This window comes from Arthrobacter sunyaminii (assembly GCF_018866305.1).
Taxonomy (GTDB): domain Bacteria; phylum Actinomycetota; class Actinomycetes; order Actinomycetales; family Micrococcaceae; genus Arthrobacter_B; species Arthrobacter_B sunyaminii.
The window spans coordinates 3340760-3353014 of sequence record NZ_CP076456.1 but is presented as its reverse complement, the minus strand read 5'-3'; the positions used below and the strand labels follow the sequence as shown (position 1 = coordinate 3353014).

9 protein-coding genes are annotated in these 12255 nt (G+C 64.0%); 5 read left to right on the top strand and 4 right to left on the bottom strand.

Annotation, left to right across the window (positions count from 1 at the left end):
* Window positions 1–6 precede the first annotated feature (6 nt).
* The 5 genes from hisC (at window position 7) to menD (ending at window position 8779) form a co-directional block, all read left to right on the top strand.
* Window positions 7–1092: a histidinol-phosphate transaminase gene (gene hisC / locus KG104_RS15160; RefSeq protein WP_207347809.1), complete on the top strand. Its 1086-nt coding sequence runs from the start codon at window positions 7–9 to the stop codon at window positions 1090–1092.
* A 15-nt stretch (window positions 1093–1107) separates the two neighbouring features.
* Entirely contained in the window at window positions 1108–2760 is a 1653-nt protein-coding gene (locus KG104_RS15155) for a thiamine pyrophosphate-binding protein (protein WP_207347810.1), read from the top strand.
* A gap of 306 nt (window positions 2761–3066) precedes the next feature.
* On the top strand, window positions 3067–4833 hold the full coding sequence (locus KG104_RS15150; RefSeq protein ID WP_237688607.1) for a BCCT family transporter: 1767 nt from the start codon (window positions 3067–3069) through the stop codon (window positions 4831–4833).
* A gap of 262 nt (window positions 4834–5095) precedes the next feature.
* On the top strand, window positions 5096–6805 hold the full coding sequence (locus KG104_RS15145) for a thiamine pyrophosphate-dependent enzyme (RefSeq protein ID WP_207347812.1): 1710 nt from the start codon (window positions 5096–5098) through the stop codon (window positions 6803–6805).
* Window positions 6806–7045: 240 nt separating this feature from the next.
* Window positions 7046–8779, top strand: coding sequence for a 2-succinyl-5-enolpyruvyl-6-hydroxy-3-cyclohexene-1-carboxylic-acid synthase (gene menD, locus KG104_RS15140; protein ID WP_207347813.1), 1734 nt, complete (start codon window positions 7046–7048; stop codon window positions 8777–8779).
* Between the two features lie 70 nt (window positions 8780–8849).
* Here menD and KG104_RS15135 read toward each other — a convergent pair whose 3' ends face one another.
* The 4 genes from KG104_RS15135 to KG104_RS15120 all read right to left on the bottom strand — a co-directional run bounded on the left by KG104_RS15135 (window position 8850) and on the right by KG104_RS15120 (window position 12227).
* The gene (locus KG104_RS15135) at window positions 8850–9623 is read right to left on the bottom strand and encodes an amino acid ABC transporter ATP-binding protein (RefSeq protein ID WP_104160365.1); all 774 of its coding nucleotides are present in this window, start codon (window positions 9621–9623) and stop codon (window positions 8850–8852) included.
* Window positions 9624–9628: 5 nt separating this feature from the next.
* Window positions 9629–10414, bottom strand: a complete 786-nt coding sequence (locus tag KG104_RS15130; RefSeq protein WP_104101756.1) for an amino acid ABC transporter permease — start codon at window positions 10412–10414, stop codon at window positions 9629–9631.
* A gap of 88 nt (window positions 10415–10502) precedes the next feature.
* Window positions 10503–11291, bottom strand: coding sequence for a transporter substrate-binding domain-containing protein (locus KG104_RS15125; protein WP_104101755.1), 789 nt, complete (start codon window positions 11289–11291; stop codon window positions 10503–10505).
* Between the two features lie 144 nt (window positions 11292–11435).
* Window positions 11436–12227 carry a basic amino acid ABC transporter substrate-binding protein gene (locus tag KG104_RS15120; RefSeq protein ID WP_104160366.1) on the bottom strand — a complete coding sequence of 264 codons (792 nt, stop codon included), beginning with the start codon at window positions 12225–12227 and terminating at the stop codon, window positions 11436–11438.
* Window positions 12228–12255 lie beyond the last annotated feature (28 nt).

Below are 12255 nucleotides of genomic sequence, written 5' to 3'. Positions count from 1 at the left end.
AGAATCATGAACATCACGCACCGCGCCGGGCTTGAAAACTTCCCGCCGTACCGCCAGGGAAAAGCTCCCCGGGCCGTTGACGGCCTGGAGGCCTTCAAACTCTCCTCGAACGAGAATCCCTACCCGCCTCTGCCTTCCGTGGTGGAGGCCGTTGCCGGCGCCGTGTCCAGCATCAACCTCTATCCGGAGATCGCCGCGGAAGAACTCCGCGGTGCGATCGCGTCCCGCTGGGCGGTTTCACCGGACAACATAGCGCTCGGCGCCGGGTCGGTGGAGGTTGCCAGCCAGATCATCCTCGCCGTGACCAATCCGGGGGACCAGGTGATGTTCGCCTGGCGGTCCTTCGAGGCCTACCCGCTTCTGGCCACCACGGCAGGGGCGGAACCGCAGCCCATTCCGCTGGCCGAGGACGGCGGCCACGACCTCCACGCGATGGCCTCCGCTGTCACCCCAAGAACCCGGGTGATCTTTCTCTGCAATCCGAACAATCCCACGGGCACGGTCCTCAGCGCCGCAGCGGTGGACAGCTTTATCTCATCCGTCCCCGCGGATGTCCTCGTGGTGCTGGACGAGGCCTACGTCCACTTCAACCGCGATGCCGACACCGCCGTCGGGATCGAAATGTTCCGCAAGTATCCCAACGTTGCTGTTCTGCACACCTTCTCCAAGGCCTACGGGCTCGCCGGGCTGCGCCTGGGCTATGCCATTGCCGGCCCGGAGCTGGTTGTAAATCTCCAAAAGGTGGCTGTTCCGTTCGGAGTCACGTCGCTGGCACAGCAGGCCGGGCTGGCATCCCTGCTGGCCGAAGATGAACTTCAGGAGCGGATTGATGTGCTCGTCACTGAACGCCGGCGTGTGTACGACGCCCTGTTGGCTGCCGGGCTGCCGGTGCTTGCGTCGGAAGCCAACTTTCTCTGGCTCGACAGCCGGGACCGGACGGGCGCTCTCGCCGCGCTCTTTGAGGAGAACGCCCTTTCCGTCCGCGTCTTTCCGAACGAGGGCATCCGCATCACCATCGGTGCACCTGTTGCCAACAACAGGATTCTCACCGTCGCCCGTCAGGCAGCGGCCCTGCTGGCACCACAGCACTGATCTCAAGGAACCGACATGACTGAACAACTGAACGTATCCGACGTCGTCGCGGAAGTGTGTGCGCGTCACTCCGAGGTCGTGTTTGGCCTGATGGGCAACGGCAACGCCTTTTTCACCTCCAATCTCACGGCCCGCGGCCTGCCTTATGTCAGCGCCCGGCACGAGGCCGGAACCGTGGCCATGGCTGACGCCTATTACCGTGCCTCGGGCAGGATTGCAGTGGCAACGGTGACCTACGGAGCCGGTTTCACCAACTCCCTGACAGCGCTGACCGAAGCTGCCAAAGCCCGGATTCCGATGGTGCTGGTTGTAGGGGAAGCTCCCACAACCGGAGCCCGGCCGTGGGACATCGACCAGCTGACGGTTGCCCGGGGTCTGGGGGTGCTCACCCTCACCGTCGCAGCAGGAAACGCGGAGCGTCTCACTGAAGAAGCCTGGTCCACGGCCCGCAACGAGCGGCGTCCCGTGATCGTGTCCATTCCCTACGACCTCGCCAATGAAGCTGCCGGGACCCAGGAGCCGGCAGCGCATCCGCAGCCTGCCGCGCGGGTGCTGCCGGACCCGGCTGCCGTGGAACGCGTCGCGGCACTGATAAACCGTGCCAGGCGCCCCCTGATCCTGGCCGGCAACGGTGCCGTGGTCTCCGATGCGGGAACTGCCCTGGTGGAACTGGGGGACAAGGTAGGTGCGCTGTTTGCGACTTCCCTCATGGCGCGGAACTACCTCGATACGCCTTGGGATTTGGGTATAGCGGGGGGCTTCGCACGAAGGGCTCCGCTGCAGATCATGCGCTCCGCCGACCTCGTCATCGTTGCCGGTGCCAGCCTGAACGCCTTCCAGGCCCGCTACGGATCCCTCTTCGCTGAAGACGCCGAGGTCATCCAGATTGATGAAGCCGATGCGCCCACGAACCCCCGGGTTTCGAGCTTCATTCAGGCCGATGCCCGGGAAACCGTTGTAGCACTCACGGAAGCAGTTTCCGCTGTGCAGGGCGGGTGGCGGACGCAGCATCCGGAAGTGACCGCACCGTCGTTCACCTCTGACCCTGCCGCGGACGAATTTGCGGCCGATGGGCGGCTGAATCCCCGCGCCGTGGCGCAGCAGCTCGACGCCGTCCTGCCCGCCAACCGCACCATCGTCCAGGACGGCGGGCACTTCTGCGGCTGGATCCCGATGTACTGCCAGGCACCTGACCCGCAGGGGCTAATGATGGTGGGCACAGCGTTTCAGTCCATCGGCCTGGGCATCCCGGCAGCGGTGGGCGCGGCGGTGGCCCGTCCGGACCGGACCACCGTGCTCATCGCGGGCGACGGCGGAGCCCTGATGGCGCTGGCCGACCTCGAATCGGCCGTCCGCGCCATTCCCAGCGGAGTGATGGTGGTGTTCAACGACGCCGCCTACGGCGCCGAGGTTCACCAGTATGCAGCCCGGGGCCTCGACGACACAGCCATGCAGATCCCCGAAGTCGATTTCAGTGCGCTGGGCCGTGCCATGGGTGCGCGCGGCGTGAAAATGCGTTCCCTGAGTGACCTCACGGAGCTGAAGGAATGGCTTGCCGACGGTGCCGAGGGCCTGTTTGTGCTCGATGTTGCCGTCACGCAGAGCGAGGTGGCCGATTATATGCGTGAAAGCATGGCCCACATCCTTGCCGCGGCAGCTGCGGGGTAGGGAACAAAGTAGCGTTCCGAAATGAAATTAGCATTAGTTGGAATTAACTGCTACTTAAGCAGTGAATAACTTTCCTTCCAATAGTGGTCCAATTGTTATGAATTGGAGCAGTTGCAGGTAAATGCACTAAAGTCGTGCGTTATGAATTCTGACCCTTTACATTTTGACGGAGCGGCAAACAGCACGGACAGGCCGCCTGCGCCCGGTTTGCAGGGACAGAAACCGGGCGGGCGGCCGGTCGAACGGGTAAAAAAGGCACTGCGCCATGCCGCTTCCGAACCAACGTTCGGTCTTCACCCCGGACTTGTGCCGGGAATCAGCGTTGAGGACACCGGGGTTGGTTTTCCAACCCGGCGCAGCGTGTTCATTGTCGCGCTGGCTGTTTCCCTGGCAATCCTGACGTGGGCAACACTTGCGCCGGCCAACCTCAACCTGGTCGGCACCACCATGCAGGGCTGGGTGGTGGTTCGCTTCGGGTGGCTGTTCAATGCAACCGTGGTGGGCATCGTGATCTTCATGCTGCTGGTGGGTTTTGGCCCCACCGGCAAGATCCGCTTGGGTGCCGACGACAGCACCCCGGAATACTCGACTCTGTCGTGGATCTCCATGCTGTTCGCCGCCGGTTTGGGTATTGGCCTGATTTTCTACGGACCCATGGAGCCGCTCAGCCATTTCCTTAGCCCTCCGCCGTCGACGGATGCCGAGGCCGGGACCTCCGACGCCATCCTGCCCGCCATGACTGACGCCTTCCTGCACCAGGCGTCCATCGCCTGGTGCATCTACGCCCTGGTGGGCGGGGCACTGGCTTACGCCTCCTACCGGCGCGGCCGCCTGCCGTTGATTTCCTCACTCTTTGAACCGGTTTTTCCGGACGGCAACAACCGTGTTTTGGGCAAGATCATCGATGTCTTCGCCGTGCTGGTGACCCTGTTCGGCACAGCGACGTCGCTGGGTATCGGCGCACTCCAGATCCGCACGGGCGTTTCGATGATCACCGGGAAGGAACTGGGCAATGGTTTCGTCGTCGTGGCCATCACCATTCTGACGGTTGTCTTCACCATCTCCGCAGTGGCCGGCATTAAAAAGGGCATTCGGCTGATGTCCAACGCCAACATGACCCTGGTCATCCTGCTCGCGGCTTTTGTCCTGCTGGCAGGACCGACCTTCTTCGTGCTGGATCTGCTGCCGGTTTCACTCATCGCGTTTTTCGACAACCTGCCGAACATGCTCACGGTCTTTGCCGGCCAGGGCGCCACGGAGGAGGCGTATCTGACGGCCTGGACGACGCTGTACTGGGCCTGGTGGATTTCGTGGTCCCCGTTCGTGGGAATGTTCATTGCGAAGATTTCCAAGGGCCGGACCCTGCGACAGTTCGTCACCGTGGTGGTGTTTGTTCCCTCGGCCATCTCCATCGTCTGGTTCACGGTCTTCGGCGGCAGCGCCATCTGGATGAACCTGGAGGGCAGGGACATGACGGTGGTGGGTGCCGGGGAGAACGTCATGTTCGATTTGCTGGGCAATCTCCCCTTCAGTACCGTGACATCGGTTGTCTGCCTGGTGGCCATTCTGGTCTTCTTTGTCACCGCCGCGGACTCCGCAGCCAACGTCATGGGGTCCATGTCCCAGTCGGGGCGGCCGGTCCCCTCGAAATCGGTGACCATCGTGTGGGCTTCCGCGCTTGGACTGATCTCCATGGCCCTGCTGCTGGCCGGCGGACGCAACGCACTCTCGGGGCTGCAGTCCATCATGGTGACCTGTGCCCTGCCCTTCACCATCATCCTGATCGGCGTGATGGTGTCGTGGGGCAAGGAGCTGCGCAATGATCCCTACATGATTCGCCGCCGGTATGCACTGGAGGCCATTAGGGGAGGAGTGCGCCGGGGTATCGGTGAGCACGGTGACGACTTTGTCTTCGGTGCCGCTCCCGTGTCGGAGGACGAAGGAGCCGGCGCCGACTTTGAGAGCGATGACCCCGCGCTCACCGAGTGGTACACGGAGGCCGTGCAGGATCCGGACGTCGTGGAGGGTCCGGAGGAGCAGCCGGACAAGGTAAAAGCCGCCACCGCCGACTAGCGCCTGGACCGGGGTGAGCCGTTGCTGCCCGGGTGAAAGGGAAGCGGGAGCCATCTTGGTTCCCGCTTCCGCGGTTAACGGTGCCTCGGAAGGTATCGCTCCGGACACGGGGACCGGATCTCGTCACACTACGCCGCATATCGGCCCGGTGCGGTTAGGATGATCCCACCTCGAAACCAAGCAAGTGCTTTGCTAACGGAAATCGAACGGACATTGACAGTCCGACGGCGCATTGATGAATCCGAGCAACGAAAGTGAATAGATGACAACGACGTCAGAGCTGCCTCAGGCATCCTCCTTTCCCCGAGTATCCGCTCCCTCCACGGCAGCAACCAGTTCCGCGACCAAGTCCGCCGGCCACGTGATTGTTGATTCGCTGGCTGCTCACGGGGTGGAGCGGGCCTACGTGGTGCCCGGCGAAAGTTTTCTGGATGTGCTGGACGGACTGCACCAGTCAGCGATTGAAACCGTCGTATGCCGGCATGAAGGCGGGGCCGCCTACATGGCCGAGGCCGCAGGCAAGATGCAGCAGCTTCCGGGCATCGCCATGGTTACCCGCGGTCCGGGTGCGGCAAACGCGCACGTCGGCCTGCACACGGCCTGGCAGGATTCCACGCCCATGGTGCTTTTTGTGGGCCTGATTCCGTTCGAGCACCGGGACCGTGAGGCGTTTCAGGAATTCGATATCAAGGCCTGGTTCGACACCGGCGCCAAACGGGTGATGGTCCTGGACCACGCCGAGCGGGCGTCCGAGATTGTGGCCGAGGCGATCTTTGCCGCGATGAGCGGCCGTCCGGGCCCCGTCGTCGTCGGCCTTCCCGAGGACATTATCCGCAAGGAAATCAGCGCCGACCTGCATCCGCCGATTCCGGTTGCCCCCGGCGGCATGACAGTGACGGACTGGAAAGCGCTGCAGGCTGCGCTAAAGGAAGCGGACAAACCGCTGTTTGTCACCGGCGGCAATGACTGGACGCAGGAAGGAGCAGACGCCCTGACCCGGTGGCTGGAGGAACACCACCTCCCCGCCGCCGCTGAGTGGCGCTGCGAGGGAATCGTACCCTTCGACTCACCCTCCTACGTCGGGCCGATCGGGTACGGCAGGCCGAAGCCCACGTACGACCTGCTCGAAGAGACGGACCTGCTGGTCTTTGTCGGTACCGTGCCCGGTGACGTGCTCACCGATGGTTTTGTCGCCAGGCAGGACTGGGGCAAGAAGAACTTCCTCGTCACGATCGATCCCTCGCTGCGCGGCCGTTCCGGTCCGGTTTCCTACCAGATCGTCGCCAAGCCGGATGTCTTTGTCCGTGACCTGGTGCTGATGGATCTGCCGGTGAAGGACGAGTGGAAGGCCTGGACCTCCCGCATGCGCGGTGAGCAGGAATCGTTCGCCGCCCTGCCGCCCGCCGGACCGCAGACCGGGCAGGCACGGATGGACACCCTGATGGCGCATCTGGTGCCGACGCTGCCGGATGACGCCATGGTCACCCTGGGCGCAGGCGAGCACACCAACTGGGCCCACCGCTATTTCCCCACGAAGCGATACGCCTCCATGGTCAGCGCCCGTAACGGTTCCATGGGCTATTCCGTGCCGTCGGCGGTGGCTGCGTCGCTGACCTACCCGGGCCGGCGCGTGGTGACCATCGCCGGCGACGGCGAGTTCCTGATGAACGGCCAGGAGCTGGCCACGGCCGCCCAGTACGGGGCCACCCCGCTGGTGATCGTCATGGATAACCAGGAATATGGCACCATTCGAACCCATCAGGAGCGCCACTACCCCGAGCGGGTCTCCGGCACCCAGCTGAAAAACCCCGAGTTTGCACTCATGGCCCAGGCCTTTGGGGGCTTCGGCATCAAAGTGGAGAACGACGCCGATATTCCCGCGGCCATCGAGGCTGCGCTGAAGGCTATCGATGAGGACAAGACCTTTGCGCTCATCCACCTGGTTGTCGAGCAGCGCGTGAAGGCGTACTGAGCGTACTGAGGAAGGGGTCGGCTGTCCGCGGCTATCTCGCTGCGGCTGCGCCCTGCCAAATCCCTCTACTTGGGGAAAAGGCGACCGGTTTGGGATTTTGCTGCCGCTGCGGAACGGCAGGGATCTCCCAAAACGGAGGGGATTTCCCAAACCGGAGCAGACGACGACGGCTGCCTGCCTTTCAAGCCGGTATCGACCGGCTGACGATACACACCAGCCCCCGAACCCTAGGATGGAGAGGTGACCGGAACCTCGAAATCTCCCAGCCCGTCGGCCTCCGCCGCATCCTCCGACCCGAAGGCGGGAAGCAATCTCAGTTCGCTGCAGGCCGCCCGCTCCGCGGTGGCCGCACTCACCGCGGCAGGGGTGACCGACGTCGTCATTGCCCCGGGATCGCGCAGCGCCCCGCTGGCCTACGCGCTGGCGGAGGCCGAGGTGCAGGGACGGGTGAAGGTGCACGTGCGGATCGACGAACGCGTTGCCGGGTTCACTGCGCTGGGCCTGGCCCGCGGCGGACACCGTCCGGCCGCCGTCGTCACCACCTCCGGCACGGCGGTGGGCGAACTGATGCCCGCCGTCATGGAAGCCCACCACGCCGGCGTGCCGCTGGTGGTGCTCTCCGCCGACCGGCCCGCGGAGCTGCACGGGACCGGCGCCAACCAGACCACCGTCCAGCCCGGGATCTTCGCCGAGTTTCCGGCCTCCACGGCGAACGTCCGCGCGGGAGATGACCCTGCCGGAGCCATCGGTGCAGCCTTAGCGGCGGTCGGCGCCGGCAGCCCGGTGGGGCCGATCCACATCAACCTGCAGTTCCGTGACCCGCTGATCCCGCAGGACAGCGACACCGCCGAACTGGCAGTCCCCGACGCCGAAACTCCAGCCGAACTCCCGGCAGAACCCGTCGCCACCGGCCGCGAGGCAGCGGCCCTGGCCAACCACCCCGGAACTCACCGCGCCGTGGTCATCGCCGGCGACGGCGCCGGCGAGATTGCCGCACTGTTTGCCCGCCGCGCAGGATTGCCTCTGCTGGCCGAACCGTCCTCGAACGCCCGTTTCGGCCCGAACGCGATTGGCGCCTACCGCCTGCTGCTGGAGGAACTGGGTCCGGAGGTCGAGCGCGTGGTGGTCTTCGGCAGGCCAACCCTGTCCCGACCCGTCGCCGGACTGCTCGCCCGCAGGGACGTGGAGAAGGCCATTTACGTACCGCGCCCGGTGAACTGGTTTACCGCCGGACGCCGCCCCGAAACTCTCATCACCGACTTGGCCGGACTGTTCGACTTTGTCGGCGGAGGCACTCCCGGCTGGCTGGAGCGCTGGCAAACCGCCTCCGCCGCGGCGATGGCCGCGGTATCCTCGCTGCTCGACGGGGAGAGCGAACTAAACGGCCTGCACGTGGCGGATCTGGTGTGGGACCACACGGACGGCAACCTGGTGCTGGGCTCTTCCAACCCCATCCGGGACATGGACCTGGTGGCGGCCCCGGACTGGCATCCGCTGGACGTCTACGCCAACCGCGGCCTGGCCGGCATTGACGGCACCATTGCGACGGCGGCCGGCATTGCGCTGGCCAACGGCATCCCCACCCGGGTGCTGCTGGGCGATCTCACCTTCCTGCACGACGCCGGCGCCCTCCTGCTCGGCCCCGACGAACCTGAGCCGGACCTGCAGTTGGTGGTGCTGAACGACGGCGGCGGCGGCATCTTCTCCACGCTTGAGCACGGGGCACTGGGGGAGCGCGAAGAGTATGCCGCCGTCGTCGAGCGCTTTTTCGGCACCCCGCACACCGTGGACATGGCCGCCCTGGCCGCCGCCTACGGTGTGCCGCACACGCTGGTCCGCACGGCGGACGAGCTCGACGCCGCCCTGGACGCCCCCGTCACGGGCCGCTCCATCCTGGAGGTTCCGGTGCGCCGGGACGCCCTCCGGGAACTGCACGCGGCGGTCAAGGGCGCCGTGCAGAACGTGCTCAGGTAACTTTCCAGGGCACCAACAAAAGCAGCCCTCCCGCACGTGGCGTGCGGGAGGGCTGCTTTGCTGTGGAACGCTAGAGCACCTTGGAGAGGAACTCACGGGTGCGCGGGTGCTGCGGGTTATCCAGCACGTCGCTGGGGCGGCCCTGCTCGACGACGACGCCGCCGTCCATGAACACCACGCGGTCACCGACTTCCCGGGCAAAACCGATCTCGTGGGTCACCACCATCATGGTCATGCCCTCTTCGGCCAGCTTCCGCATGACCGCGAGGACGTCGCCCACCAGTTCGGGGTCCAGGGCGGAGGTCGGCTCGTCAAAGAGCATCATGTCCGGATCCATGGACAACGCCCGGGCAATGGCCACACGCTGCTGCTGGCCGCCGGAAAGCTGCGCGGGGAACGAGTCGCCGCGGTCGGCCAGGCCCACCTTGGCCAGGTTCGTTCTGGCGATTTCCTCAGCCTCGACTTTGCCGCGCTTCTTGGCCCGGCGCTGGGCGAGAGTGAGGTTTTTCAGCACGTTCAGGTGCGGGAAGAGGTTGAACTGCTGGAACACGATACCGATCCGGGTGCGGACCTTGTCCAGATCCGTCTCGGGATCGGTGATGTCCACGCCTTCCACCAGGATGGTGCCGCTGGTGGGCTCCTCCAAGCGGTTGACGCAGCGCAGCAGGGTGGACTTGCCGGAACCGGACGGGCCGATCACGCACACCACCTCGCCCTGGTCCACGTGGAAGTCGATGCCCTTGAGCACCTCTTTGGAACCGAAGCTCTTGTGCAGGTTCTGAACCTGGATGGCGGGAACCGCTTTGCTGGCGGCGGCGGGGGAGCTGGATGCTGCAGTACTCATGGCAGTCACCGGCCTCTCTGGTTGTGGCGCTCAAGCTTGGCTACCAGCTGCGTCAGCGGCAGCGTGATGATGAGGTACATCAGTGCAGCCAGCACCAGCGGAGTGGAATTGGCGTTTTGGGACACTGCGTCGCGGGCGAACGTTGTCAGTTCACGGTCCGCCAGCGCCATTCCGGCAATGAACAGCAGCGAGGTGTCCTTGATCAGGATGACGAGTTCGTTGGTCAGCGGCGGGGTGATGATGCGGAACGCCTGCGGCAGGGTCACGGACACCATGGTCCAGGCCGGGCCCATGCCCAGGGAACGGGCCGCTTCGATCTGGCCGGCCGGTACCGCCTGGATGCCCGCGCGGATGGTCTCGGCAATATACGCGGCCGAGACCACGATCAAGGCAATGAGGCCGCCTCCGGCATTTCCTCCGGGCCACTGCCAGGAGAAAGCGATCGGCACGGCGAAGGCAAACGCGAAGATGACCAGCAGAGCCGGGAGCCCGCGGAATAGTTCAATGTAGGCCGTCGCGGCCCAGCGGTAGGGTGCCACGGGGGAGAGCTTCATCAGGGCCAGGATCAGGCCAAGTGCCAGGCCGCCGGCAAAGGCGATGGCGGTGTAGATGATGGTGTTCTTGACGGCCACGGTGATGATCGTCGGGAAAGCCTTCTTGGCCACTTCGGCGTCAAAGAAGTTCACCCCGATAGCTTTCCAGTCCGCAAGCAGGACGATGGCCAGAACGGCCAGGATGAAGACGACGTACAGGACGCCCCGGAAGAGGCGTCTGCGGGTGGAGGGTTTCAAGGTGGAGCCTTCCGCGGAAGATATGTGTGGCGCCGCCCCGGAGTGGGTCACAAACCGGGACGGCGGAACGTTCAATGCTTGTCAGGGCTTATTCGGCAAAGTACTTGTCGTAAATTTCGGTGTATTTGCCGTTCTCCCGGAGGTCGGCCAACTGGGCGTTGACCTCTTCGATCAGGGCAGTGTTTTCCTTTTTGGTGGCGAAGCCGTAGGACTCGTCCGTCTCGTATTCTTCTACGATGTCGTACTCGCCCTCCTTCGTGTGGTTCGTGTTCACGGCGATGTCCTGGAGGATGGCGTCGATGCTCCCGGCCTGAATGGCCTGAAACAGCTCGCCGTCGCCGGGGTACTCAAGGATCTCGGCGCCCTCGACGTTTTCCTGTGCATATGCGGCACCGGTGGTGGACTGCTGCACACCTACGCGCTTTCCGGCCAAATCGTCGATGCCCGTAATGTCCGAGCCTTCGGGAACCATGAGCGTCTGCAGCGAGTCATAGTAGGGATCACTGAAGAGCAGATTCTCCGAGCGTTCGGGCGTAATGGTGACTGCGCTGGCGCTGAGGTCGCACATTCCCGCGCTGACAGCCGTACCGCCCTGAATTGCTTCAAAGGCCGACTGCTGGATCTCTGTTTCCAAACCCATGCCGGTGGCGATTTCCCGGATCAAATCAATGTCAAAGCCGGTATATTCTCCGTCCTCGACATATTCGAACGGCACGTAGGGGATTTCAGAGCAGACCTTCAGGGTTCCTTCCGAAACCAGGCCGAGTCCCGAGTCAGCGGCACCGTCGGCGGATGAATCGTCACCACCGCAGGCGGTCAGGGCCAAGGCGGTTAGCGCCACTGTGGCGAGGGCGGTTCGGCGTGCGTTGTTCAGCATGGATTTACAACCTTTTCATGGACGGACCCAGTGGCGATTGCCCCTTTATAAACAGATGAAAGCACTCTAGATTCTACGCATGTCACATTTCATCGGGGTACTGAACACGACGGCGCCGTTCGCGTATTGGGCTCCGCCTACGCGTTATTCGGTGAAGTACTTGTCGTAAATCTCCTGGTACTTGCCGTTGCTGTGCATCTCGGCGAGCTGGGCGTTGATCTCAGTGATCAGCTTTTCGCTGCCGTCCTTCTTTGCAGCCAGACCATAGGATTCACCGGTGGAATAAGTTCCGGCGAGGCTGAAATTCTTGTCATCCGCGTGCTTGAGGTTTACCGGCAGGTCTTGGAAGACGCCGTCAATGTTGCCGGCCTGCAGCGCTTGGAACAGATCCGCGTCCGTCTGGTAGGCGATAACCTCGGTGTCGGAAGGTGCATTGTCACGGGCATAGGTTTCGCCGGTGGTGCCCTGCTGAATGCCGATTCTCTTGCCGGACATGTCCTCCAGCGACTTTGCCGGAGAGTCCGCAGGAACCAGCAGTGACTGCAGCGAGTCGTAGTACGGATCGGAGAACGCGAGGTTTGCTTCGCGCTCCGGGGTGATGGTCATGGCCGCGGCGATCAGGTCGCACTGGTTGGCGGCCAGGACGGTGCCGCTCTGCAGGCCGTCGAAACTGGCGTTCTGCACTTCCAACTCCAGGCCCATGCCGGCGGCGATCTCACGGCTGAGGTCCATGTCGAAGCCGGTGTACTCGCCGTCCTCGCCTACATATTCAAAGGGCTCAAACGGAACGTTGGAGCAAACCGTCAGTGCGCCGTCGTTCACGATCGGAATCCCGGATTCCGTTTCCGCAGAACCGCTGCCGCCGCTGCAGGCAGTGGCGGTCAGGGCGCCGACAGCCAGGACGGCGGCCAAGGCGGTGCGTGTTTTGTACAGCATGGGAATTACAACCTCGAAATCGGAAAGG